Here is a 25,604-nt window from a genome sequence, read left to right on the forward strand (position 1 = left end):
ATGTTCGTAGCGAAAGTAGAAGTCCTGTTCATAAGCGATCGTAGATGTCCGGTGTGTTGACGACCGGCGGAGCCGGTCGTTGGGTTTGGTTCCGACGCCCCAAAGGCGTCGGACTCCTTTGATGGACTTGGCGGCCCGAAGGGCCGACGAGTCGCTCCCGCCCCGGAGGGGCGGGAGCCGTGCTGCGCAGCCCGGCGAAAAATTTCGCGGCGCGCCTTCATCGTCCCGCCGTTCCTGTACGACGGGGTCTTGCCTGGGAGCGCTCCGGGAGCCTCTCCCCGCACCGATCGAACCGTCCGATTTCCCGCCCCTGGTAGCTGACGGCCAGGCTCTGATCGATCAGCTCGTGAACGATCACGGGACACCGGGCGAAATGGGCGCGAAGGGGAGACGATGTCAGTTGCATCGTCAAACCTTCAAACAGCACCGTGTTGTCCGCACGAACGCGCCGCTCGTGCTGGACGGACAACAACAGGCGCAGATCCAGTCCCGCCAGCGGAACAAACGCGCTCTCGGACTGCGCTGGCGCCACCGTGAACCGATGATTGAAATCGCGGATGAAATGGCGCTCCAGATATTCGTTCGCCGCCGCGTAGTCCCGAATCCCCGCCAACCGCAGCTCTTGCGGAAGCCGGCCCTGGATTGTCCCGAACGCTCGTTCACTCCGACCACGAGCCTGGGGAGAACGAGCCAGAATGTGCCGAATGCCCAGCACCTTCAGGACCCGGGCCACCTGCCCGTGCTGCTCGTCATCCGGATCCGCCCCGGCCGTCGTGGTCCGACAAAAGTGAGAACCCCGATCCGTGTACAACTCGCAGAATCGGCCCCATCGGCGCAAAACGTGATCCAGCGCGGCCAGCGTCGAATGCGTGCCTTCCTCCGGCACGAAGCGGGCATCCAGGATGCGCCCGTCCGCGTCGTCCAACATGACGTTGAGATCCCACATCGGAAGCCCGGCGAGCCACTCGTGCCGAGACGCGTCCAGATGCAGGAGCATCCCCCGCATCGGACGACGCTCGCGCTTACGCCGATATTGGCCGCGACTCGCCGCCTTCTCCGCCAAACCGTGCTTCTGAAGCACGACCAGCGTCCACGTGTAACCCAGCTTCAGGCCATGATCCCGGACCGCAAACTCATGAAAATGACGAACCGAAAAATCCGGATAATCCTCCTCCTTCAAACGGCAAACCTCCCTTTCCGTCTCTTCGCTGATTCGGCGCGGCTGGGCTTTCCCGCCACGACCGTCACGCAATCCGTCGATCCCCAGTCGCTCGTAACGCTCACGCAATCGCGACATGTGCCGCGGCGTCACCCCGCAGATCGTCGCCGCTTGTACCCAAGTGATGTGTTTTTCGATCGCTTTCTGGATCACTTCCCGTCGCGTCATGGCTTTGGCCTCGCGGGACAGGGCGTTGGATGAGTGCTGCATCGCACCCGTTTAAACCTCCCCGCCGGAAATCCGGACATCTACTCCCGCTTATACCAAGGACATCTTCCCCGCTTCGTACATACGCGCCGGATGAGCTTGTCGGCTCGCCGTTCATGCGCTACCTCGCGCCCGAGGCGGCCGAGCAGGTGGGGCAGCATTATCGCCGGCATCTTGGCGGCGAACGTGATCTCGGCATCATTCCCGCGGTCGCGCGCACGCGCGACGGACGCGCCATCGCGATCGAACTCGACGCCAGCGTCGTCACGCTCGGCGGGCGGACGGCCGAGCTTGTCACCGTCACGTTGGCTTCCGGCGAACGGGGCCTGCTCTCGGCGCTCGGCGATTCCCAGGAGTTGCTTCGCGATCTCATCGACGCGCGAGGCGACGAATTGCTTCTCCTTGACGCGGACGGCACGATTCTCGACGCGAACGACGCGGCGGAACTGGCGTACGAACGCCCGCGCCGCGAGCTGGTCGGCCGGCGCCTGCGGGATCTCGTGTCGAGCGGCAAGCCGGGCATGCGCGAGGCGCGCCTGACGCGCGCGGCAAGGGAGTGCGCGCCCGAACGATTTCTCGAGGCGCGCGAGAACGGGCGTTTCGAGATGTGCGTTTATCCGCTGAACGCCAATGGCGCGCCGCGGCGACTCGTCATGATCGGGCGGCGGATTCCCGAAATGGAGGATGCGCCCGTCATCGACGCCGCGGAGCCCGAATTTGGATCGTTCGATGCCGCCAGCCAGCCGGCGGCCGCGATGCCGGCGCTCGAACCCGCGGCGGCAACCAATCTGCTCAACAGCTTTCCGGGCATGGCCTACCGCGCGCACGGCGGCAATCCTTGGGCGCTCGAATACGCGAGCCGCGGCGCGAGAAAACTCGCCGGAATTTCGGCCGGCGCGATCCTTCGGCCGGGCGCCTACGCGCGCCTCATTCATCCGGAAGATCGCGAGATGGTGTGGAACTCCATCCAGCAGGGCATCGTCAACGGATCGCGCTATCACGTCATCTACCGCCTCGTGGGGGCGATCGGCGACGACAAGTGGGTCTCCGAGCAGGGGGTCGCCGTGCGCGACAAGCAGGGGCAGGTGATCGCCCTCGAGGGATTCATCACCGATATCGACGTGCGGCGCCGCGCGGAGATCGCCCTGCGTCACAGCGAGGAGCGCTACCGCACCCTCATCGAGCAGGCGACCGACGGCATCTTCGTCTGCGACGTGGCGGGCCGATTCGTCGACGCCAACTCGGCGTTTTGCGACATTCTCGGCTTTTCGCGCACGGAGGTGCTCAGCCGCCGCATCACCGAACTTTTCGCCGCCATACGCGATCCGAACAGCGCGCCGCTGCGTTCGGCCGATCTGCGCGACGGTCAATCGATCGTGATGGAACGCCGCGTGCGTCGTCACGACGGCGTCGTCATCGACGTGGAAATCAGCCGCAAGCTGCTGACGACCGGCCTTGTGCAGGGCGTCTTGCGCGATGTGACCGAACGCCGCCGCATGGAGGAAGCCCTTCGCCATGCCGCCGCGCACGACGAGTTGACCGGACTTTTCAACCGGCGGCGGATTTTCGAGGAGGTCCGCCGGGCGATCGCCGGGGCGCGCCGCCATCGCAAGCCGCTGGCCCTGGCAATCTGCGATCTCGACAACTTCAAGCGGATCAACGACACGCACGGCCACAATGTCGGCGACGACGTGCTCGCCGCGATTGGCCGCGCGATCAACACGCGCCTGGGCTCCGGCGCGTATGCGGGGCGCTTCGGCGGCGACGAGTTTCTCGTCGTTTTCGAGGACCGCGACGCTTCTTCCGCGGATAAGATCATGACGGATCTGCACGGCGAATTGAAACGCATCGCCTTCGGCGTTTCGTCGTCGCCGCCGGTCACCTTCACCTGCGGCATCGCGGAACTGCGCCGGGACCACCTGGGCGAACGCGAGCTGCTCGCCGACGCCGACGCCGCGCTCTATCAGGCCAAGCATCAGGGGCGCGACGCCATCCGCGTTTATCGAAAGACCTGATCCACCCTCGCCGGCCGCGACGGTTGACGCGCTTGCCGCGACGGTAAATCCTCATCGTATGAGCGTGATGGGCCTTCGCCTTGGTTTGGCGGCCGCGCTCTGCATGTTGGCGTTCGGGCTTTCGTGCGGAGGATCGGACGACGACCGCTCAGGTCGCGGCGCGTCCGTTGCCGACGATGACGCGGACGACGACATCGACTTCGGCGCGGACGACGATGGCGGCGACGGAGACGACGATTCCGGCGAGACACCCGGCGCCTTCGCGCGCGTTGCGGCATGGACACCCGCCGGTGGCCGCGTTTTCGCCCTGAATGGAGACGTCTGGGGCGAGGAATTGCTGGAGACCGTCGATGCTCCCGCCGGCGTCGAAGCCGCGCGCTGGACGATCCGGCAATTCACCGGCTCTGACACGCTCGCCATCGCAACCGCGATGGCGACCGACGACAAGGCTGCGGAACCGCGCGATGCGATCGTGTTTTTCGATGACGGCATGTGGCGTTTCGCGTCGTTGCCCGACTCGATCCGCGCGGTGAGCTGGATCGCGACGATCGAGGATCGGACATGGGTCGATGCCTTCGATGCGGACGATGTTCAGGTCTACCTCGTTCGCAAGGGCGACGCGTTCTCGCCGCTGGCGCTGCCCGACGGCATCGACGAGGCCGAGGCGCACCCGATCGCGTTCGGACCCGGTGGCCAGGCGTGGCGCGGCGCCAACGACGCCGAGAGCGGAATCGGTTTGGTCTTGAACGCCGGTGAAGCGGCGTGGATCGCCCAGGACTTGCCGGATATCGCGCCGCCGTTTTCGATCACCGGTGTGTACGTCCCCTACGACAACGAGATCTGGGCGACCGGCCGTGCCGGCGGCGACGGCCCGTATTTCACGCTCACGCGCCGCGGCGGCGTCTGGACGCGCGACGATCTGCCCGCGGAAATCGACGCGGTCGACTCGCTCGCGTGGGACGAGAACGACGGCGGCGCCTGGGCGCTCGCGCGTGCGGGCGGCGAGCTGAAACCGTTTCGCCACGACGGTGGATGGACGCCGGTGAACGCGCCGGCGGGCGATCCGCCGATCGCGCGGTATTCGTTTTACGTCGCGGACGAGGCGCGCCTGGCCGGCGGGCGCTCGGATGACGGAGCGGCGTTCGACGTATTCGCCGCGCGGCACGAAGGATCCGCGTTCGTATCCCTGTCGATGCCCGACGTGACGCACACCAATCCGCGCTTTTTCATCCTCGAGGACGGAACGCCCTGGATCGTCGGCCCGCGTGCCGGCGATGCGAGGCTCGCGGTTGTCGAAGTCGGCGCCGACGCGGGATCGCTTGTACCGGTCCCGGTCGTCGATGACGTGGACGGCGAAGTGGATCTCATCGAACCTGGCGACGGGTCGCCGTGGCTATTCGGCCGCGTCGACGACGGCGTGACCTCTCCGGAGGCTTTCGCGGTCGCGCGGCGCGACGGCGGTTGGACGCGCATCGAATTGCCCCGGCAGGCCGCGACGCCGTGCGATCGCGTGCGCGGCATAACCTTCGACGGCGACGGCGCCGCGTGGCTCTATGGAACGATGGCCGGCGGCGCTCCTTTCGCGTTGCGCGAGGGTGGCGGCGGCTTCTCCCACCAACTGACGGATGTCGATGTGCCGCCCCCCGGCGGCTCGGCGCCGCTTACGCTGGCGTTTCCCGGCGGCGGGCGCGGATTTCTGTGGTCGACACCCGGGACGGAACCGTCGTATCCGGGATTTCTACTTTGGCTCGATGACGGGGCGTGGACCGAGCCGGACCTCGGCCTTTCCGGCGAGGCTTTCATCACCGCCGTCGCATTCGGTTTCGCCTTCTGATCCATCACGCTCGGCGCCCGTCCACGCCGTGTGGCTTGCCGCGGCGCGCCGATCCATGTTTGATATTCGCCGACGCCGCATTGACGAGGCCGCAAGGCCGCTCGGGAAGGAGAGAGGCATGCACTCTTTAACCTGGAGAAAACGCGTTTCGGGTTCCGGCCGCGCCGTTGGAATGGCCGTGCTCGTTCTTTTCGCCGCTCTCATTCTCGCACCGCCGGGCGACGCGCTCGCCGCCAAACGCATCAAGGGTCAGGACCCGAACGACCGCATCCTGAAGCTGCACCGCTTCACGCGGCCGATCTTCTATCCGCTGGCGATTCCTACGTCGAATGTCGGCGTTTCATTCGGCTACATGTACACGACGCTCGAGTTCGAACAGGAAGAGGATTTTTTCTTCTTTGAGGAAAAGCGTTTTCAGTTCGCGGGCCTCAACGAACGCATCAACATCGAGGGTGCGTTCGGCCGGCGGTTCAGCCTGGAATTTCTTATGACCGGCGCCGCGCTCGCGGGCGCGGACGACGACAGCGCCATGCTCTACGGCGGGCAGGTCACCGGTGCGGTGAGCCTCATCCCCAAGTTCAGCCTCTATCATAGCGAAAAACGCGGCACATCCATCGCGGTGAGCGCCGACATCAATTACGACACCGGCGCGCAGACCTCGCCGATCGTTCTCATGATTCGCGTGCTCGACAACGCGCTCGAATTACTCGAGGAAAGCCTGGAGGAAGGCGAATTCCCGAGCGAGGGCGATATCCGCGACATCACCGACCTCAACCTGCGCGAGGCGACGATCACCACCGAACGCGCCTCGATCCGGCCCTCGCTCCTGGTGGCGCAAACGATCAGCCCGATGATCGGTGTCTCCGGCGGCCTGCGTTTTGATTATGGCTTGCGCGACAAGATCGACGCGCCCAACGAATTCGACATCGACGAGAACGATCCGGGCAATTCGGTGTTTGCCGGCGCGGGCGTCGAATTCGATTTCTATCGCGTGTCGAGCGTGCCCTTCGGCGCGCGCGCGGAGTTCGACTACGGCATCTACGACCTGGAAGGCGAGGAGCTGCCGACGCTATCCTACGGCGCGGCGTTTCTTTACACCGGGCGCAGCGAACTGGATCTGTCGGCCACGATATTCCAGACGACTTACGACATCGACGATGAGACAGACGGGCAGGACATCATTTTGCAACTGACGATGAGGTATTATTTTTTCTAGGAAAGAGGAAATAGGAAATAGAAAAGAGGAAAGAGGAAAGAGGAAAGAGTCCGCGCCCGGCCTGGGAACGCCGAGCTCCAGCTCGGCCCGTACCGCGACCTGGGAACGCCGAACCCCAGTTCGGCCCGTACCGTGACCTGGGAACGCCGAACCCCAGTTCGGCCCGTACCGGCTCCCTGACGGTCGCGGTTCGTATCCGGGAGCGCCGAAAGCCGCCTGATCGAGCGCGGCGTCAACGTCAACACCCGCAACAGCCGTCGTCCCCGTCATCGTTCGACGATGACGCATCGTCATCCGACTCATCATCGTTCAGGTCGTCATCGTCGTCCGCGTCGTCGTCGTTATCGTCGGGTTTCACGGGCGTCTTGACGAACGCCGTATTCGACGGCGGGCCGTCAAGATTTCCCGCCACGGCGCGCACGCGGTATTCGTACGCGGAGTCCGGCATCGCGGTCGTATCAAGCCAGGTGACGGCGTTCGGCGCGGCGTGGCCGACAATCGCGAACACGCCATCGTCCGTCGCGCGCTCGATCGCGTAGCCCGTCTCGCCCTCGCTCGCGTCCGTGAACGAAAGGCGGACGCGCACGGGCGACTCGGCCAAGGCGTTCAGGCCGCCCGGAGCGAAAAGCCGCGCGCCGATCGGCGCCTCGTCCGACGGCTCGCCGAAAGCTAGTTCCGCGTGCGCGACGATGCGATACACCGCGTCCGGCGGCGGCGACGGATCGACAAACGATTGGCCCCCCGCGGGCGCCATGCCGATCGCCGCGAATTCGCCGCCGGTGCGCCTCTCGATGACGTATTCGTCCTCGCAGCCCGAGCGGTCGATCCAGGTCACGACGGCGCCCGTCCCGTCGATGAAGACGGCGCGCGGGTCGACGGGCGCGAGCGGCCGGAAGTATTGGGCGGATTCGACGGGCGGCGCCGCGCCGATCTCGCCGGCGAACGCCGTGACCCGGTACCGTGCGGCCTCGCACTCGGCGAGCCCGCCGTCAAACGCGCGGGGCTCGTAGGTTTCGGCGAGAAACGTGTAGCCCGCCTCGCCGGGCGCCTGGCGCTCCACCTCGTAGCGCTCGGCCGCGGTGGGGTCGTCCCACGCGAGAAAAAATCCCGCCTCGTTGCCCTCGCCGCGCACGTTGGTCACCGGAAGGCGGCCAAGGAAGATCGCGTCGCCGTCGGTAAGGAAAAACCCGTCGCAGCCGACCGTGAGCCCGGCGGTTCCGTCCTGGTTTTCGATGCCGACCGTCGCATCGAACCCGCCCTCCGCGGCGTCGGCGAACGCAAGCTGCATCCAGCCGGTCGTCTCGGTCAGCACCGCCTGCGCGGTGAGCTTGGCGGCCGATCCGAACAGCGCCACGTTGTCGAACGTGACGACGAAATGGCGATAGGGCTCGGCGCCTCGCGTTTCGGCGAGCACCGCGCCGCCGGCGGGCGGGACGAGATCGTCCCAATAGACGTAGAGCGAGCCGTTCGGCATGCCGGGGTTCGGCAGCGGGCACTCATTCAGAAACGTGATGTCCGGGAACTCGAACGCGATGTAACCGTTCGATGCGACCCACACCTCGTCGTAGTCCACGCTGTAGAAGGGGAAGGAAAAATCCAGATCCACCGTGCGCGCAACATCGTCGCCAAGCGAAACCTCATCGGCGTTCGCCGTATCGATGTCGAAAAACGGCGCCTCCCGCCAAACATACCCGCCCGCGTCCGGGCCGCCGCCCGCGAAAGAGGATGTCGCCAAAAACAGGAGCGTTCCGAGAAACGGAACCGCCCGGAGCGCCAGGGTCCGCGAGCGAGCCATCATCCTGGGCGAGCGAGCCGTCATCCTGAGCGAAGCGAAGGATCTGGCCTCGCGCCTGTCAACGGCGTTCACGCCGGCCGGCGCGGGCGGGATCCTTCGGGCCACTTCCCGGCCCTCAGGATGACGATGGCGGCAGATCGAGAACCTCGACAAAGTGCTCGTGGATCTTCCGGTTGGCGCGATCGGCCCAGAACATCATCGTGTAGTGCCCGCACGGGAGAAAGTGCAGGCGCGGCCGGCCGTAGGTTTCCCAGGTCCGCATGACGACCGGCCGGGTGACGATGTCGTCGAACGCGCCATTCACCATCACGATGCGCGCGGGGTCGAGCCTGTCGGCGTAAGACGCCGGATCCACGCGCGCCCATTCGCGCCGGGCGAGCGCGGGCAATTCATCGAGGCCGACGTTCGCCTCGCGCATCATCGCATCGCGCAGCTCGCCGACGCGTGTATAACCGCTCGTGATGACGAGCTCCGGCAGGTGCGCGGCGGAAACGACAAACGCGGCGGCCTTGATGCGCCCGTCCGACTCCATCGCGAGCGCGCCGAGAATGCCGCCGAGCGAAATTCCCATGACGGCCACGCGGTCACGATCGACGTATTCGAGCGTCTCCAGATAATCCAGCGCGCGCCGCACGTCGACAACGCCCTGCTGCATGAGCTGGCGGTTCTGCTCCATGTCCTTGTCGGCGGTGAAATACGACTCGCGCCGGCGCAGGCCGATCACCACGAAGCCGCGCTCGGCGAAGTAGTCGCCGAAGGGAACGACCATGTCGTACGGACCGCCGGTCGGCGGGATGACGACGAGCGCCGGGTATTTGCGTGATTTGTCGTTCGGCGCAAAGAAATAGCCCTTGCCGTGCTGCTCGCGGACGCGGGGAAAATCCTTGCCGTCCCACTTCAGTTCGTGGACGACGTAGCCTTCGCGCGTGGCGTGCGTGCCGGTAAGGCGCGCGTTTATGTCCGCCGCGCGGTCGTAGGAGAAAGCGTCGATCTCAGCGGCGCTTTTCCGGGGAATGGCCGCGTCAACGGCGCCGCCCGGCCCGTAGCTGAAACAGCCGGCGGTGAGGAAGACGAGGAAGACGAAAAGAGGCGAAAGGAGCGTCGCCGGCGTGAAGTGCCCAAGCGAAGCCACCCGCTCCCTGACGGTCGCGGCTCTGACGGTCGCGGGGCCGGCCTGGGAACGCCGAACCCCAGTTCGGCATACCCGCTCCCTGACGGTCGCGGCTCTGACGGTCGCGGTTCTGCCCGCGCGGCGATCGCTAGTAGCTGCCGTAGGCATTGTTCAGCGCGTCGTAATCGTAATTGATCGCCGTCGGGTCGCCGGGCGCCCAATAGGTCCACGCGTGCTCCGCGGCGGCGGGCAGCCAGTTCCACAAATCGTTCTCGAAACCATCGTCGGTTTGCGGCCGGCCGACGAAACCGAGCGCGTCGTTTTCGAACGCGGTGCGCATCCAGATGAACGACTGCGTCGTGCCGGGACCGGTCGGACCGGCGGTGTATTGCGTTACGCCCGCCTCGGCCAGCGCGCCAAACGACCCGGTACCGAAGAAATACAGCCCCGCCGCGAAATTCGTGTCGAGGTAAACGTTCCACACGATGTCGGTCGGCACGAGCGTTAGCACATCCGGCGGTTCGCGATCCGAACCCGGCGGCGACACGTTCAGGCGGCCAGCATTCTGCGTCGGCAGGATCATATCCGCCCACGCCATGATCTGCGCGCCGGGGCTCGTGTCCTCGATCAGGCCGACGATGCGGTGCACGGAATACGCGAACAGCTCCGAGGGCGCCTGCCCGCTGCCCGCGCACACGGGGTTGAGGTTGAACCCGCGCACGTCGTCGTGGCCGATGTGAATGGCGCGCGGCTCGAGATGCGCCGCAATGTTCTCGAACACCGGGCGCAGGATGTCCTCGTACATGTCCTCGACAAGCGGGCAGGTGTCGCCGGTCGCGCCTTCCTCGCAGTCGAAGCCGCGCGCGTTGCATTCGGCGACGACGCGCGCCGCGTTCGAATAGAGCGGAAGCTGCGGCACCGGCTCCATGCCGAAATCGCGCACCGCCGCAAACAGGGCGATGGCGTCGTCGCGCACGAAACCGTTGTCCAGGTCGAAGTAAAAATCCCCCGGCAGAAGGACGTGCGTGAGTTTCAGTTCGGAAAGGTACGCGAGGCGACGCAGCACCTCGTCGGTCGCCGCTCCGCCCGTGCCGGGAAGCTCGGTCGCGCGCATCGGGAAATCGGCGCGGTCGGAGATCGTCACCGGCGGCCAGGCGGCCGGCAGGTGCCGCGCCGCGCGGATGAGGCTGCCGAGGCCGTGCACCGTGCCCGCGTAGGATACGCCGGCGACGGCCACCGCGTTCTCGAACACCTCGAGCGCGTATCCGCCCGCGCGCAGGTTCGTCGTGTTGACGGCGAGCTTGCGGTCGCGCGCGATCTCGCGCAACACGTGGTTGTTGCCGGTCGTACCGACGGCGATGACGTTCGCGATCTCGCCGACGGTATTGGACGCGACGATCGCGGGCGAAAAGCCCGTGGCGTCCTCGATGGCGTCTTGCAACCGCGCCAGCAGCGGGTCCAGGCGCTCGATCCACTCCGGCGCGACGGCGATGCGCGTTTGCCCGTCGATCTCGAAATCGGGTTCGTCCTTGACGCCATAGGGGCTCGGCGTCGGAATGATCGGCAGCTCGTGAATCAGGCGATATTTCGCGATATCGCCGCGCGCGCGAATCTCGTCCGCGGAGAGCGCGCGGCTGTAGATTCGCAGCTCGTCGATGATCGCGTCCGCGGCCTGCTCGTCGGCCAGCGCGCCGATAATGAGCGGCGCATCCACGGAAAACGACGGCATGCGATCGACAAGCTCGTTTCGCAACAGCCCGTTCAGATAGACGCGACGCACCGCTTCATCCGTGCGCTCGCCGACGCCGTCCCAGGTGATGGCGACGTGCGTCCAGCCGGTGGTCCAGAGTTCGGGGCGATAGAACGTGAAGCCCCAGTATTCGATGAGATCCTCGTCGACCGGGAATCCGAGCGCCTCGCCGTGGAGGATGAAGTTGAGGAAGCTTTTTTGCGCGTCCTTGACGATGGAGAAATTCTCCTGGCCTCCGATCGTCAACAGGCGGCGCGACAGGCCGTCGTGCCAGACGGCCTTGGGGAGGATCCAGAACTCGATCGTCCCGGCCGCGGGCGGCACGCGGCCAAGCGCGGGCAGGGCGATGACGTTGCCCTCGGACATCCAGAAGCCGTTGCCGTCGATGCCGCGCGTGAAGGCTTCCTCGGGGTCGGTGGCCGTGAGCGTTCCGCCGGAAAGCGCGACGTCGCGCGCGTCCTCGAACGACAGCGCCAGCACCAGGCCCGGCGCGCTGTCCTCGTCGTCCTCGCCGTCACCGGGGTTGCAGCCAAGGATCGCGACTGCCGAAAGGAGCGCCGCCGCGACGGCGAATCGGAGAGGGTTACGGTTGGGCCGCATCAGAAGTGATTCTCCGGATCGAGCGGCACGGCGCGCCATTCCGGCGGCACCAGCAGCATGAGGTTGTCGATGACGTTCTCGCCGTTCGAGGCGAGGAAGGCCGCCGCCTGCGCCCGGCCCGCGATGCTGTACATGATGGAATACGGGTCGGCGCGCGGCGCGAGCAGATATTCGTGGTTGAACGCGGGATGAACGCGCCAGGCCTGATCGGCGTGGCTCTGAAGAGGATAGTTCGCCGCCTTGAACGAGATGCGGTGATCCTGGAACGCGCCGAGCTCGCGCAGATTGTCCGCGTGCTCAAAATCCATGACGCCGGCGGCGCGCGCAATGGCGGCGCCGTTGTTCAGCGGAATGGCCGTATCCGGCGAGCACATCTGCATGAGGAACGCGCGCGGCTCGCGGCCGGGCAGCGGCCGGAGAAACAGGTGCGGCGCGAAGCCGACAGGATCCGAAAGCGTCACCGCCCACTGCGCGGTGTCGATGAACGAACGCGCCTCCGGTGTATTGCGCGGCACGCCCAGGCCCCGGTAGCGCGAGGACCACTCCACCTCGTCGAGCACGTCGCCGCTCGCCGGATCGGCGACGGTCAGGCGCATCATGTCGCCCTTGTCCGCCGCGACGGCCAGCGAGAAGTTCCCGAGCTCGTCCATGATTTCGTCGGCGAACTCGTTCGAGTCCTGATTGCGAAGGGTCACGCGCGCGCCCGGGTGCAGCACCACGTGCGCGAAGGGGTTGGAGGCGGGCTCCAGGCTGATCGTCACCGCCACGTCGCCCGTGTGCGGATCGGGCTGGCCGATCACGACCGGGCCGACGAGGTCGGTGCGGATGGACGTGTTGATGTTCGGGATCGTCGTGCGCAGGAGCACGTCCGTCAGGCCGCCGCCCGGCACGTTGAACACGGCCGTCTTGATCTCCGGCTCGATGGTGACGAACGGAATGCCGAGGATCGATCCCAGGCTCATGCCCGTGAAGTAGATCGGCGCGTCCGGGTCGATATCGACGACGCCGTTGCCGTCGAAGTCGCCTTCGACCTGGTCGATTTCGCCGTTGCCGTTCCAGTCCTCGCCCATGTGGCGGATGACGCGCACGCCCTGCATGAGGTCAAAGACCGTCTGCCGCGAGATATCCACGGTGCGGAAGATGTCCGCGGAGTAGAACGACGCGCCCGAAAACGGCAGGCCGTCGTTTTGCGTGTCCACCGCGCGGCCGTGAAGGAGCGCGCCGAGAAACGTCTGCTCCCGCATCACATGCATCATCTCCTCGGCGTCCATCCCGGAGGTGTCGATCGAGGGATAAAACACGCCGAGGATCAGCCCGGCGATGAGCTTGGTCGGAAACTCCGACGCGTTTCCGAGGTCGCGCCGCGTCAGGCCCTCGAGCACGTAGAACAGCGCGTTGACGTAGCTCTCGGGGCCGTGCTCCGCGGCGTCGATGCCGATCGTCGCGATGCCTTCCTTCGCCAGCGCGTCGGCGATCGCGATGATGTCGAGCCGGTTGCGCACGTTCGCGTGCTGGAAAAACGACACCGGGAACGGCTGCTTGTGCTGCGCGGTTTCCTTGGGAATGGCTATGAAGAACGTCACCTCCTCGGGCTCGTATTCCGCCTCGCCGGTGTCGAAATCCACGTTGAACACACGGTCCTTCGTCTCCAGGAAACTGAGCGTCGTGTAGCTGCCGGAAACGATGTAATCGACGTTCTCAAGCGGGATCATGACGCCAAGCGGCACCGTGCCCTCGCCGAGCAGAAGATCGACGAACGCCAGGAGCTTGGCGAAGTAGCTCGCATCCAGCACGTTCGGCGTCTTGTTCTCCTGAACCTCGATGGAAAAATCGTGGATCGTCGTCAGTTTCGGCCACAACTCGTCGGTGATCCACGCGAACGGCCCGCGCCCGTACAGCCCCTCGCGCAGGACCTCGAGAGGCTGCGTGATCGTCATCGTGGTGAACTGCCACGCGAACGCGATTTCGTCGCGGCGCACCCCGCGCGATTGCACCAGGATATCCGCCGCGTCAACGAGGGCGTCGCGTTGCGTGGGGAAGGTGACGTGCGTGAAGTATTCCGGCGCGCGCACGGGTTCGCCGTCCTCGCCAAGCAGCGCTTCGGTCAAAACGATCGCGTAGGTCGTGCTTTGGCGCAGCGGCAAGAGCGGCCGGATCATCAGCGTGTTCGTTTCGTCCTCGTACCAGTCGACGCGGTTGCCCGGCGCGTAGATCGCGCTGTCCGCGTCTTTCATCTCGTCGTTCGTGAAAAAGCCCTCGGTGTTAAGGAGATTTTTCGGGAAGAAGCCCTTGCCGAGGTCAAGCGTCACCAATTCGCCATACCCCTCGGAACGCGGATCCACGTTGACGAGATAGACCGTCTTGTCGCCGACCGTTTTCAGATCGATCGGCTCGGAAAACGAGACGACGATGTTCTGGAACGTGCCGAAGCCGTCCAGGCCGCGCAGGCGGCGCCGCAGCTCGCGGATGAAATCGCTCGGCCCTTCGATCGGCACGTTGACGCGCCGGCCGGTAACGGTGGTTGGGTCCTCGCGCGTCAGAAGATCGTTGGGTTGCGGGATCAGCGAAACGGGCGAGGCGTCGGGTTCGAAAAGCACCTCGGGGCCTTCGCCGCCGGGGTTCTCGAAATCTTCCATTTCGTCGTCGGTCAGATCCGCTTCGGGCCCGTCGCCCGCGTCGCAGCCGGCAAGGAAGGCCAGCGCAAAAACGGCAAGAAAACCGGCGATAACAAACGGCGCGCCGGTCGTTTTTCGGATTCGATCTGAAGGCATCTGGTCTCCCCGCGAAATCGAGAGGCCGTGATTTTACGGGCGGGATCGCGCGGGCGCAATGACAGGAAAGTGTCGAGTGACGAACGACGCATGACGAGTGTCAGGGCCGCAAACGAAGCGAAGCGGAGTGCGCGGTCGATACCGCCCTGGCCCTGGCGCTACGGCGCCGCTACCCGCAGATCTTCTCGATCATCCGCGTGAGGTTCTTGATCTTGTCGCGGCCGCGGGTGTTGGCCTTGGCGACCTGGGCCAGTTCTTCGTGGAGGATGCGCAGGATCGTCTCGCGCGAGCCGCGGATGCGCGTGATCAACTCCCATTCCTCGCGCGTGAAATTCTGCGTCAGGACGCCCGAGGCGAGCTTCATGATGAGCACCTGCATCTGCGCGATTTCCTGCTCGTTCGGGAAGATCTCGCGGTCCATATTTTCAAGGTAGCGACGCCGTCGGCGAAAAGCAAACGCCGGTCGAAGAAAGAGGAAAGAGGAGGCAGGAAACAGGAAACGGAAAATAGAAAAGAGGAGAGTCCGTTTTTCAACGCTCGTACGAGTCTTTTCACCCTTCGCTTCGTTCAGGGTGACAACGCCGTTTCCGATCTTCGGTTCAAGCGGTGCCGCGGCGTTCGTCGGACGCGCTGACGGGCGGGAAGGTGGCGCGCAAGGTCAGCACGCCGTTTTCGCCGCTCTCCCACGCGAGCGTCGCGCGGTGCGCGCCAAGCACGCGCACGGCGACGAAGTGCGCGGGATCGGCGGCCGCGTCCGCGTAGCCCTGCCGCTCGATCAGGTCGGCGACCAGGTCGGCGGTATCCGCGGGCATCGGCCGCGAGACGACAAGCCGGGCGCTTGGCGACCGATCCCTGGGCGCGAAGGTTTCCACCGCGACGCGGATCGGTTCCGCCGATTCGCGATCGGCGGAAAGCAACAGCTCGACGATCGCGCGGCGAATCTGCCGGGAATCGCCGAGCACGACGCATGGCGTCTCGGTCACTTCGAAGACGATCGGCCGGGGGCGCGGAGCGACGATATCCAGAAGATGCAACGTCTCGCGAACGACGGCGCGAAGATCGAATGCGGCCTTTGTCGTGCGATCGTGCCGCGCGAACGCGAGAACGTTTTGAATCTGCCCCTTCGCCTTTTGCGCGGCGCCGATAAGGAAACGCAGATCCTCGACCGATTCGGTTTCGGGCGGCAGCGACTCGCCGATCAGTTCCGCGAACCCCAGGATGGACAGCAGCGTATTGTTGAAGTCATGCGCGAGCATGTTCGTGACCGCGCCGATCGATTCCATGCGCTGCGACTCGTGCCACAAATCGAGCATTCGCCGGTAATCGCGTTCACGCCGGTCCAGATCGGTCACGTCGCGGCCGACCGCGATCACGCCGATGCGGTGGCCCGCGTCGTCGCGAACCGGGCCGCATCGCCACGAAATCAGGCGCGGCTCGGCCTCGCCGTGCATGATGCGTTTGTCGCAAAGCGACAGGGGATCCTGCCGGACGAAATCGCCGCGCGCGGCGGGCGCGATCGTCTCCCAGTACGGGCGGCCGAGCGCGCCGTCGCTGAACAGCCGGCGCGCCGCGTCGTTTTGCCAAAGGAGGTTACCCGCGTTGTCCAACTCCACGATCGCGTCCGGCGCGGTCGACAGGATGGTGCGAAGCCGCGCCTCCTTGTCGGCGAGCGCGCGCTGGGCGGCGCGGCGCTCGCTGACGTCGCGGGCGATGACGTGAACGGCGACGATCTCGTTGGTGAGCGGATCGCGCAGCGGGCGCATCTTCACCCAGTGCCACGCGGTTCGGGCGTCCGGGCCGCGGAAGCGCGCCTCGAACGAGGACGACTTGCCGGCCGCCGCGCGCACGACGGATGCCGTGATCTCGTCGCGTTCCTCGTCCGCGCCAAGATCGGCGAAGGCCGCGCCCGCGAGCCCCTCGGCGGTCTGGCCGATCGCCGCCGCGAACGAAACGTTCGCGTCGATGATCTTTCCGTCGGGCTCCAACGTCAAAACGCCGTCGAGCGCATCCTGCCAAAAACAGCGGCATCGCTGCTCGCTGCGGGCCAGATCGCGCGTGCGCTGTTCGAGCAACTCCTCGACACGCAACAGCGCGCGCTCGCGGCTCGCGCGATCGTAAAGCGCCCAGAACGTTTCCGCGGTCCGCGGCGGATGCAGCACGCCGTCCGCGCCGATCTCGATCGCCCGATCGGCGACGGAATCGTCGCGGCCGCTCGCGGCGACGAGCACCACCGTCGGCGCGCCCGGCGCACGCAAGCGAGCGACCAGGCCGAGCACGTCCTCGCCGGCGAAGGCCGTGTCGATAAGCGCAACGTCGGGCATGCGCCGCGCGAAACTCGCCAGAACCGCGTCCGGCGTCGAGACGCGCTCGACATCGCCCCGATCAACGGCGCTCGCCTCGATCTCGTCGCCCAACGCATCCGTGGCGAGGATCAGGATCGACAGCCGCCGGCGCACCGTCACTCCGGCGAGGAGTTTGCGGACGGTGTCCTGAAGCTCCTCGGACGTGTACGGAAACGCGATGAAACCGTCCGCGCCGACCTCGCGGGACGCCGTTTCGGTGTCGATGCCGGAAAACGTGGCGGACTGGATCAGGATCGGCACGCCGCGAAGATGTTCGCGCGGCGCCTCGCGCAAGAGACGGCACAGCTTCCAGCCGTCGAGCTTGGGCATGTAGAGATCCAGGATGATCAGGTCGAAGGTCTCGGCCTTCGCGACCGCGTACCCTTCCGCACCGTCGGCCGCGAATCGGACCGCATGCCCCATGCGCTCGACGATCGTGCCGACGATTCGCCGCTGCAACGCATTGTCGTTGACGACAAGGACGCGCTTTTGCCCCGCGTCGCCCTCATGGCGATTTGCGCACATAAAATTACCTCGACGCGCGCGCGGACAGAAACTATCTGCCGCGTACGCGAACGGGGCGCGCGTGTCGTACCGACGCGCGAAATTCTAAGACCGCCGGGACGGTAATGTCCAGAAAAAATCCTAAATTTCAATGAGTTCGACAATCGAGTTCAAATCGTCCGTTCGAATTCGACAAAAGGGCATGTCAATGAATCGGATTCATCGTACAAAAAGTTCAGCATTGTTCAACGGAAATTCTGGACGTCGGAAGCTTTTTTTCCATTTTGTGAGCCGCATGGGGGGCAGGGAATCTAAACGAGCGAATATTTTCAGGTTTGTCCGCGCGTTTGGGGAAAACTTCCGCGCGTTGCCGCCACGGGAAGTTTCAGGAATCGACGCGTTCGAAGCGATATCCGACGCCGCGGACGGTGACGAAACGGCGTGGGTTGTCCGGGTCTTCCTCGAATAGTCTCCGGAAGCGGACGATGAAATTGTCGATGGTGCGCTCGGAGACGTAGACTTCCATCCCCCACACCTCTTCCAGGATATCCGCGCGGGACCGCGTGACGCCCTCGCCGCGCAGGAAGTAGGCGAGCAGATCGACTTCCTTCGCCGTCAGTTGAACGGGGCCCTCGCGGGTTTCGGCGTGGCGCGTCTGCGGATTCACGCGGTAGGGACCGATGTGCAGGATTTCGCTTGTCGCCAGATGGCGCTCGGATTGGCTGCGCCGGATGAGCGCGTTGGCCCGCGCGAGAAGTTCCTTGACGTGAAACGGCTTGGTCAGATAGTCGTCCGCGCCGGTCTCGAACGCGCCGATCTTCGTTTCCACTTCCTCGCGGGCGGTCATCATCATGACCGGCGTCGTCACCCCGGCCTCGCGCAGATGCTTCAGGATCGTGACGCCGTCCGTGTCCGGCAGCATGATGTCGAGGATGATGAGATCAACGTCGGCGGCGCGTTCGCGGCGCGTCGCCGGTTCGCCGAGCCTCGTCCAGTCGACCTCGTAGCCTTCGCGTTTCAGGTTCAGTTCGACGGTCGAGCCGATCAGTTCATCGTCCTCGACCAGCAGCACGCGTCCCTTGTTCATGCCATCTCCCGCGGCAACGTCAATTCGAACTGCGCGCCCTGGCCCGTGCCGGCGCTCGCGGCCACGAGGTCGCCGCCCATCCGGCGCGCCAGATCGCGCGAGATCGACAGCCCCAGACCCGTTCCCTGCCGGCGTTCGGTCTCCGGCGCGCGAAAATACGGATCGAACACGCGCTCGATGTACGCCGGGGCGATGCCCGAGCCCGAGTCGGCGATCGTCCAGCGCGCCAGGTCGCCCGCGGCGCCGATCTCGATGCGGCACGGGACGCCTTCGCCGTATTTTTCCGCATTGTCGAGAAGATTGTCGAGAATGATTCGCAACCAGTCACGGTCGGCACGAACTTTGGCCGCGCCGTCGGCCAGGATTTCCGGGATGGTGTTGAAACGGCGCGCAAACGCGCGTGCGTCGAGCACCTCGCGGGTAAAGGCGTCGAGATCGAGCGTCTCGGTCCGCGGTTCGGCGACGCCCCGGCGCACGCGGTTGGTCATGAGGATATTGCCGACCAGATGCTCAAGCCTCGTGACCTGCTGCAAGCCGAGCTGAACGAGCCGGGGCCGCTCGTCGTCCTCCACCCGGCCGAGCGCCATCGATTCGAGCAGCGACGAAAGTCCCGCGATCGGCGTTTTCAGCTCGTGCGTCACCATGCGCAGGAACCGGTCCATCTCGGAGCGGTACAGGCGCTCGAGCTGCACCAGGCGATGCAACATCGCAACGCCCACGAGCAGCATCGTGAACAGCATCGTGCCCTCGCCGATCAGCATGATCTTCTGGCGGACATATTTGGCCTCGATCTGGGCGACGCGCTCGGACATCGGCGTCACCGACCACGCCGGCCTGTCCGGCGCCAGCACGTAGCCGCCGATCGCCGGATCCGTGGGGATCATGCTCAGCCCCTGCTCGGCAAGCTCCGTCGCGGGGGGGATCGCCGTACGGGCGTTGCCCAGTTGCAGCGCGAGGATCTGCGCGCGGTGATGCAGGCGCTCGATCGCGCCGGCGTGGCGCTCCTCGATCGACGATCCGAAATACACGACCCACCACGCGGCGATCGCCACCATCAGCACGAGGCACGCGCCGAAAAGCGCGTTGGCGCGCCGCGAGGCCGCCAGTGTCCCGCGCCGGTCGCGCCGAGCGTTCAACGCGCCGCTCCCGCGGCCGGCTGCTGCTGCGTCGAGCAGTGCACCGCCCCCTGCCCGAGGATGTAGTCGCACGAGTCCACGCCGACGATGTCGCGATCCGGGAAGAGCTTCGCCAGCGCCTCGAGCGCCGGAAGGTCCGACGCGGTGCTGAACGTCGGCACGAGGACGACATGATTGGCAATGTAGAAATTCGCGTAGCTTGCCGGATACCGCCAACGCACCGGTTTTCCCCAGCGCCGCGTGCGGTAGCGGAACGCCGGCGGCGCCGGCACGGCAACGACGTCGAATCGCCGCCCGTCCGCGCCGCGCGCCGACGCGAGCGCGCGCTCGTTTTTTTTCAGCGGCTCGAACAGGGGATCGCTCCGATCCTCGGCGACGACGGTGACAATCGTCCGCTTGCCGGCGAATCGCGCGAGGTTGTCGATGTGCCCGTCGGTGTCGTCGCCCTCGATCGCGACATCGTCCACCCAGAGAAAATGCGTCTGACCGAGAAAGTCCGCGAAGGTTCGCTCGACGTGGGCGCGTCGTTCGGCCGGCGTCCGTCCCGCGCGGCGGCGCAGATTGATGACGCAATCGCGCGCGGCCATGAGCGTGCCCGCGCCGTTCACGTCGATGGCGCCGCCTTCCATAACGTCGGGCACGGCGAAGCGCGGCACGCCAAGCTCCTTCGCGATGCGCCGCGCGATCTTGCCGTCCAGACCGTATTCGTCGCCGTAATATTGCCGGCCCTTTCCGCCCCACGCGTCGAACGAAAAATCGACGCAAGCGATCCGCCCGTATCCGTCGCCGCGATCCTCGGCGCGCGTCACGAAGATCGGACCGTAGTCGCGGATCCACACGTCGTTGGACGGATTCGTATGAAAGCCGACGCGCGAAAGATCGATGTCCCAATCCTGCAACAGGCGCGCGGCGCTCGCCTTTTGCGCGGCGTCGCAAACGTTGATCTCGACGCGCTCGGGGGGGCGCGGCGGCTTTTGGCGAGCCGAGGCCGACGGGCGGTCGCGCACGATCTCGCGCACCCAGCGCGCCATGGCGTGCCGCGCGAACGCGAGCTTGCCCGGCCACGTGCCGGGATCGCGCGGCCAGGTCAGCCACGTCGCGTCGTGCGCCGCCCACTCCGGCGGCATCGAAAAACCCAGCTCGCGCGGCGTCGGTATTTTTGAACGTGCGTTCAACGGTCTCTTCCTATTTTGGATTTCACCACAGAGAACACGGAGGACACAGAGGCTCGAAATTCAGCAGCCGGTTCCGGGCTCGTCATCCTGAGCGAAGCAAAGGATCGGCTGGCCCCAGGTAACGGCCACGCCTCTTCTGGGACGCGGCCAGATCCTTCGGGCCGCTTCGCGACCCTCAGGATGACCGCCGCGCGAGACTTTTAAATCATTTCTTGGTCTCTGTGTCCTCCGTGGTGAATGCGGTTATTCATCGAGAAACCGCGCAAGCAATCCGCCGTACGCATCGACGCGGCGGTCGCGCAAAAACGGCCACTCCCGCCGCGTCCGCTCGACGAGGGCGCGGTCGATCGGCACGACGAGGTTTTCCGCCTCGCCGCCCGCCTCGGCGATCACGCGTCCCATCGGATCGGCGACAAACGACCGGCCCCAGAAACGCAAGGCACCCTCGGCGCCCACGCGATTGACCGCGACGACGTACGCGCCGTTCGACACCGCGTGCCCGCGCATCGCCGTTTGCCAGGCGCCGTGATACGCCTCGGTCTCGTCGTCGCGGCCGGGCTTCCAGCCGATGGCGGTGGGATAAAAAAGCACTTCGGCCCCCGCGAGCGTCGCGAGGCGCGCGGCCTCCGGGAACCATTGATCCCAGCAAATGAGAAGCCCGGCCGACAGCCCGCCGACGCGGTACGCGGGAAATCCCCGGTCGCCGGGCGTGAAGTAGAACTTTTCGTGGAACCCCGGATCGTCAGGGATGTGCATTTTGCGATACACGCCAAGCACGCCGCCGTCCGCGCCGATCATCGCCGCGCTGTTGTGATACACGCCGGGCGCACGCCGCTCGAAAACCGGAACGGCGATCGCGACGCCAAGCTCTTGCGCGAGTGCGGAAAAGCGCTCGGTCGACGGCCCCGGTATCGGCTCGGCCAGATCGAAATTTTCGTGGTCCTCGGTCTGGCAGAAATACAGCGACGCAAAAAGCTCCGGCAGCACGACGACGCTCGCGCCGTCCGCCGCGCATGCACGCACGCCGGCTTCGGCCGTCGCGCGATTGGTGTCGCGGTCGCCCGTGCAGCGCATCTGCACCAATCCAATTTTGACGATTGATTCTGTCATTCAACTCTTCCTACGGTACACAGTGGGCACGGGGAAGACACGGAGAACACGGGGGCCAAACAGGTCTCCAACGCCGCGTCGCCGCCGCCATCATAATTCGTTAGTGCGGAAGTCTGTAGTCCGTCGCCGATCGCCGGAAAGAGGCGGCTCATAGAATAAAACCGCCGCCCGGAAGGGGGCGGCGGTTTTCGGGATCGTATTCGCGTTCTACGCGATTCCTGTGATGACCTTTCAGCCTTTCAGCCTTTCAGCCTCATGCTCTGCCTCAGCAGCCGGGGCCTTCGCAAACGCCGCCGACGTAGCAGAACCGGCCGGAGGGCTTGCCGCCGGTCTTGCCGGGGCAGTCCGCGGAGCAGGACGTGGTGCCGTTGCGTCCATCGCAGCTTTCGCCCGCGTCGCAGGTGCCGTTGCCGCAGTCGCTGCCGGTCGAGCAATCCGGATCGTCACCCGGCGCGCAGTCGCCGTTGCAGAAGCCGTCCGCGGAGCAGTCCTGGGCAACTCCCACAAAGGAATTGACGAACGACTCGAACGCATCCACGCGCGTGCTGACTCCGTAGATTGTGCAGTAGGAGTCGCCGTAGGAGGTCAGGCCGCCGACATACGGCGTGCCGCTGCGATACACGAACATCGGGCCGCCGCTGTCGCCGAAGCACGGTCCGCCGTCGCCTTGCGAATACGAAACCTGTGTCGCCGCGTCGCCGGCATCGCCGCACCCCGGCACCGAGCAACCAAGGCCGCCGAGCGTCCCGTCGGCTTGCAGCTTCACGCCCCAGGAGCCGTCTTCGATCTCGCCGAAGCCCGCGAAGTTGACCGTCGATCCGATGTCCGCGCCCGTGAAGCCGAGGCTCGCGGGAAGCGGCGCCACCGGTGTCAGCGGTTCGGTGACTTCCGCCGACAGGCGAAGAAGGCTGAGGTCATTCAGAAGTTGCCAATGGTCGTAAGCGGGATGAATGACCGTTTCCGAAACCGTATAGAGGTGAGACAGCAGATCGACCGACGGATCGTTTCCGACGTAGACCGCCACCTTGCTCGGCGCGAGCGTCGTGAAGGTCGATCCGCCGCTTGACGTATCCAGGCAGTGGCCCGCGGAAATGACAACACTCTTGCTGATCAGCGTGCCGGTGCAAAACGGCTTTTGGTAAACGTACGTGGTCTTGCCGCGCTTGTAGAGCTGATGCAGGCCCACCACCGCCGCGTGTTCGGGAGCGTCGGGCGGAAGGCCGTTATAGATCGGCTGCGTGTTGCCGGGCAGATTCCCCGAGCCGGGCAGCGTTTCCAAGCGCGTGGGCTCGTTCTCCTCGCTGGAATCGCAGCTCACGACGGCCGAAATCAGCAGGGCCAGGATCGTGAACAGCGTCAAAATTCGAACCTTCATCGCGGCACCTCTGGAAGTAATGGCGTTAACAGAAGCAAATAATCTAGAGGAGTGGCCTCGAAAAAACAAGTGAGGTCGTTCACAGATTGCGGCGGAGTCGGCGCAACGCGCGCGTCAGCAGCCGCAGCCGCCTCCTTCGTCGTCATCCCCGCCATCGGCCGATCCCTCGGGACCGCTTTCGTCGTCGGCGTCATCATCCGCGTCATCGTCGCCCGGCGGGGGCGAATCGTCATCGACCACATCGTCATCTGCGTCGTCGTCATTGTCCGCGTCGTCATCGTCGGCGTCGTCATCCGCGTCGTCGTCGTCATCGTCTGGCGGCTCGGGATCGATGTAGCCGTGGTAGCGGCCCATCCAGTAGGCGAGCAGATAGTCCACGCCGGGAAAGACGTGTTGATCGAAAAAGCCCGTACAAACAAGATGATACGGCTTGCGTTGCCACAGGAACTCGACCGGGCAACGGTTCACGATTTCGTGCGGATCCTCGGTTTGCAGCTCAAATCCGAGCAACTCGCCAAGGCCCAGGAGATCCTGGACATCGACGAAAAGCTGCGAGATCGGATCGATCGGCAGAAGCGGAATTGTCTTGAAGGCCTCCGTATTGGGCGGCGAGGGGAAGTCGGTCAGCGATTTGATCGCATCGGCGACGATGCCGGAAACGTCGTCCCGCAACGGGTCGTCCTCGATCATCCGCAGCCACACGTAGTCAAACAGGACGTTGTGCGTCCATTCGACGTAAGGCCGCGACATGTCGCCGAAGACGGATCGATAAAACGCGCGGCGGTCGGGATCGGCGTCGAAACGGAAGATCGCGTCGTAGTTCAGGTGCTTGAGGTTGAAGGCGAAATATTCGGTGTATTTATTGAAAAACGCGACGCTCTTGAGGCGGTACGTATCCTCGCCCGCCGCGAACTCCTGCGCGTAGATCGAGTCGTACGGCGCGCCAAGAATCGCGGACGCAGTCGAAAGGATCGCCATGCGCTCGCTGCCACTCAGCCCCGGCGCGGCGGGCGTGGGGAATCCATTTTCCGTGATGATGATAAAGCCCGTCGAGATCAATTCGTCCACGACCTCCTTCACCATCGAGCGGATGAGTGCGCGCGTCGGTTCGTCGTCTAGAAGCAAGTGCGCGACGCCCATGCCGTAAAACCACCCCACGTATTGATCCGAGCTGCTCTCCGAGAGCCAGAACGTGCCCGCGTACGCGCCCGCGCCGAAACGCACCTGGTCGTTCGTCAGGTAGTCAAGCATGTACGGCGTCTCAATCGGCCCCACGTAGCGGCCGATGTAGCCGGTCTTGCCCGTGACGCGCAGGTGATGCTCGAGCGTCTCGATCGCGGCGATCGCGTTCGCCTTGGCGTCCGCGTCGCCAATCACGGCGTAACGAAAACTCTCCGCCGCGAGGTACAAGCTCGTGTGCATCGTCGAGTCGCCCTGCCCGCGGTAGTAGAAGACCGTCTCGTGCGCGGGCGTTTCGTACACCACCTGCACGATGCCGCCCCACGCCGGAACATGCGACGCGCGCAGCCGCGCTTGATAATCGTCGGCCTTCGCGCGAAGCGCGGCGTCTTCGGCAAGCGCGGGGGTGGCCGCGAAGGCGAGGCAAACAAGCGCCACGGCCGTCATGCGGGTCATCCATCTGTTCATGCCCGCAAGAATAGCCGAGCCGGCAAGGGCCGTCACGCGCCGCGCAACGCCGCGGCGATCAATGACGTCCCGGCGTCTGGCTCCGCGCATCCAGCGCGCGGGCAATCCAGCCGGCGCAGCGCGCGAGCGCGAACAAGCCGGCCGCCGATCCGGGCCCAAGGCCAAGCGTGTGCGTCGCGGCGCCGCACGCGAATACGAGCGACGGCGGGCCATGCCCGGCATCATGGATCGCCTCGGCGACCGCGTTCGCCGCGCGCGCCCCGGGCGTGTCGATCCCGGTCGCGCGGGCCAGAAGGAAATCGGCCGCGCCGCCATTTTCGCTCGCGCTCGATCCGGGGATCCTCTCCCCGCGACGCAGCCGATCCGCGATCGCCTCCCGCGCGCGCGCGCCGTTTGCGGCATCGGCGAAAAGCGCCTCGACGGCGTCGAATGAGCCCGCGAAGGCGGGCGCCGCGAACGCGGAAAGCGCCCCCAGGACGCACCCGTAAAGATCCGCGCCGGCCGCGCCGGCCTCGCTCGCGATCCGCGCGGGGGCGTCGTCGTCCGGCGCATCCGCGGCAAGAACGAGAAGCGCATTCACGATCCGCCAGGCGGCCTCGTCATCGCGCCCCAGCGCCGTAGCCGCGCGGGCGGCGACGCCGTTCATCCGGTACGCGGTGTACACGGCATCCGCCCCGCGGCCCGCGCCGATGTCGAGCGCGCGCGTTCGC

17 protein-coding genes are annotated in these 25,604 nt (G+C 65.7%); 3 read left to right on the forward strand and 14 right to left on the reverse strand.

Annotated elements, in window-relative coordinates:
* Positions 1 to 217: 217 nt before the first annotated feature.
* On the reverse strand, positions 218 to 1,429 hold the full coding sequence (locus tag K8I61_08135; GenBank protein MBZ0271991.1) for an ISNCY family transposase: 1,212 nt from the start codon (positions 1,427 to 1,429) through the stop codon (positions 218 to 220).
* Between the two features lie 113 nt (positions 1,430 to 1,542).
* Here K8I61_08135 and K8I61_08140 point away from each other — a divergent pair, with 113 nt between their 5' ends.
* The 3 genes from K8I61_08140 to K8I61_08150 all read left to right on the forward strand — a co-directional run bounded on the left by K8I61_08140 (position 1,543) and on the right by K8I61_08150 (position 6,491).
* Positions 1,543 to 3,441: a diguanylate cyclase gene (locus tag K8I61_08140; GenBank protein MBZ0271992.1), complete on the forward strand. Its 1,899-nt coding sequence runs from the start codon at positions 1,543 to 1,545 to the stop codon at positions 3,439 to 3,441.
* Positions 3,442 to 3,499: 58 nt separating this feature from the next.
* Positions 3,500 to 5,275, forward strand: a complete 1,776-nt coding sequence (locus K8I61_08145; GenBank protein ID MBZ0271993.1) for a hypothetical protein — start codon at positions 3,500 to 3,502, stop codon at positions 5,273 to 5,275.
* Between the two features lie 178 nt (positions 5,276 to 5,453).
* Complete coding sequence (locus tag K8I61_08150; GenBank protein ID MBZ0271994.1) at positions 5,454 to 6,491, forward strand: hypothetical protein; 1,038 nt, start codon at positions 5,454 to 5,456, stop codon at positions 6,489 to 6,491.
* 238 nt (positions 6,492 to 6,729) lie between these two features.
* Here the strand turns inward: K8I61_08150 and K8I61_08155 are convergent, their stop codons facing one another.
* The 13 genes from K8I61_08155 to K8I61_08215 form a co-directional block, all read right to left on the reverse strand.
* Complete coding sequence (locus K8I61_08155) at positions 6,730 to 8,226, reverse strand: fibronectin type III domain-containing protein (GenBank protein MBZ0271995.1); 1,497 nt, start codon at positions 8,224 to 8,226, stop codon at positions 6,730 to 6,732.
* A gap of 175 nt (positions 8,227 to 8,401) precedes the next feature.
* A complete protein-coding gene (locus K8I61_08160; protein MBZ0271996.1) occupies positions 8,402 to 9,418 on the reverse strand; it encodes a prolyl oligopeptidase family serine peptidase in 1,017 nt (338 codons plus the stop codon).
* A gap of 127 nt (positions 9,419 to 9,545) precedes the next feature.
* Entirely contained in the window at positions 9,546 to 11,747 is a 2,202-nt protein-coding gene (locus K8I61_08165; GenBank protein ID MBZ0271997.1) for a hypothetical protein, read from the reverse strand.
* Positions 11,747 to 14,518 (reverse strand): hypothetical protein, encoded by a 2,772-nt coding sequence (locus K8I61_08170; protein MBZ0271998.1) that lies wholly within the window; start codon positions 14,516 to 14,518, stop codon positions 11,747 to 11,749. The genes K8I61_08165 and K8I61_08170 overlap by 1 nt, the downstream gene beginning before the upstream one ends.
* A gap of 169 nt (positions 14,519 to 14,687) precedes the next feature.
* Entirely contained in the window at positions 14,688 to 14,939 is a 252-nt protein-coding gene (locus K8I61_08175) for a hypothetical protein (GenBank protein ID MBZ0271999.1), read from the reverse strand.
* A gap of 178 nt (positions 14,940 to 15,117) precedes the next feature.
* A complete protein-coding gene (locus K8I61_08180; protein MBZ0272000.1) occupies positions 15,118 to 17,385 on the reverse strand; it encodes a response regulator in 2,268 nt (755 codons plus the stop codon).
* Between the two features lie 364 nt (positions 17,386 to 17,749).
* Positions 17,750 to 18,451: a response regulator transcription factor gene (locus tag K8I61_08185; GenBank protein MBZ0272001.1), complete on the reverse strand. Its 702-nt coding sequence runs from the start codon at positions 18,449 to 18,451 to the stop codon at positions 17,750 to 17,752.
* Positions 18,448 to 19,587, reverse strand: a complete 1,140-nt coding sequence (locus K8I61_08190; GenBank protein MBZ0272002.1) for a HAMP domain-containing histidine kinase — start codon at positions 19,585 to 19,587, stop codon at positions 18,448 to 18,450. Before K8I61_08190 ends, K8I61_08185 begins: the two co-directional genes overlap by 4 nt.
* Positions 19,584 to 20,762 carry an agmatine deiminase family protein gene (locus K8I61_08195; protein MBZ0272003.1) on the reverse strand — a complete coding sequence of 393 codons (1,179 nt, stop codon included), beginning with the start codon at positions 20,760 to 20,762 and terminating at the stop codon, positions 19,584 to 19,586. Before K8I61_08195 ends, K8I61_08190 begins: the two co-directional genes overlap by 4 nt.
* 243 nt (positions 20,763 to 21,005) lie before the next feature.
* Positions 21,006 to 21,872 carry a carbon-nitrogen hydrolase gene (locus tag K8I61_08200; protein ID MBZ0272004.1) on the reverse strand — a complete coding sequence of 289 codons (867 nt, stop codon included), beginning with the start codon at positions 21,870 to 21,872 and terminating at the stop codon, positions 21,006 to 21,008.
* 265 nt (positions 21,873 to 22,137) lie between these two features.
* On the reverse strand, positions 22,138 to 23,247 hold the full coding sequence (locus tag K8I61_08205) for a trypsin-like serine protease (GenBank protein MBZ0272005.1): 1,110 nt from the start codon (positions 23,245 to 23,247) through the stop codon (positions 22,138 to 22,140).
* A gap of 114 nt (positions 23,248 to 23,361) precedes the next feature.
* The gene (locus K8I61_08210; protein ID MBZ0272006.1) at positions 23,362 to 24,873 is read right to left on the reverse strand and encodes a hypothetical protein; all 1,512 of its coding nucleotides are present in this window, start codon (positions 24,871 to 24,873) and stop codon (positions 23,362 to 23,364) included.
* A gap of 79 nt (positions 24,874 to 24,952) precedes the next feature.
* On the reverse strand, positions 24,953 to 25,604 hold a 652-nt coding region (locus K8I61_08215; GenBank protein MBZ0272007.1), incomplete at its 5' end, for a citrate synthase.

This window comes from bacterium, from assembly GCA_019912885.1.
Lineage (GTDB): Bacteria > Lernaellota > Lernaellaia > JACKCT01 > JACKCT01 > JAIOHV01.

Coding starts and splice junctions, on each gene's coding strand:
- K8I61_08200 (MBZ0272004.1), bottom strand. CDS start 21,872: ATGACAGAATCAATCGTCAAAATTGGATTGGTGCAGATGCGCTGCACG.
- K8I61_08185 (MBZ0272001.1), bottom strand. CDS start 18,451: ATGAACAAGGGACGCGTGCTGCTGGTCGAGGACGATGAACTGATCGGC.
- K8I61_08145 (MBZ0271993.1), top strand. CDS start 3,500: ATGAGCGTGATGGGCCTTCGCCTTGGTTTGGCGGCCGCGCTCTGCATG.
- K8I61_08210 (MBZ0272006.1), bottom strand. CDS start 24,873: ATGACGGCCGTGGCGCTTGTTTGCCTCGCCTTCGCGGCCACCCCCGCG.
- K8I61_08135 (MBZ0271991.1), bottom strand. CDS start 1,429: ATGCAGCACTCATCCAACGCCCTGTCCCGCGAGGCCAAAGCCATGACG.
- K8I61_08165 (MBZ0271997.1), bottom strand. CDS start 11,747: ATGCGGCCCAACCGTAACCCTCTCCGATTCGCCGTCGCGGCGGCGCTC.
- K8I61_08140 (MBZ0271992.1), top strand. CDS start 1,543: ATGCGCTACCTCGCGCCCGAGGCGGCCGAGCAGGTGGGGCAGCATTAT.
- K8I61_08175 (MBZ0271999.1), bottom strand. CDS start 14,939: ATGGACCGCGAGATCTTCCCGAACGAGCAGGAAATCGCGCAGATGCAG.
- K8I61_08180 (MBZ0272000.1), bottom strand. CDS start 17,385: ATGTGCGCAAATCGCCATGAGGGCGACGCGGGGCAAAAGCGCGTCCTT.
- K8I61_08205 (MBZ0272005.1), bottom strand. CDS start 23,247: ATGAAGGTTCGAATTTTGACGCTGTTCACGATCCTGGCCCTGCTGATT.
- K8I61_08170 (MBZ0271998.1), bottom strand. CDS start 14,518: ATGCCTTCAGATCGAATCCGAAAAACGACCGGCGCGCCGTTTGTTATC.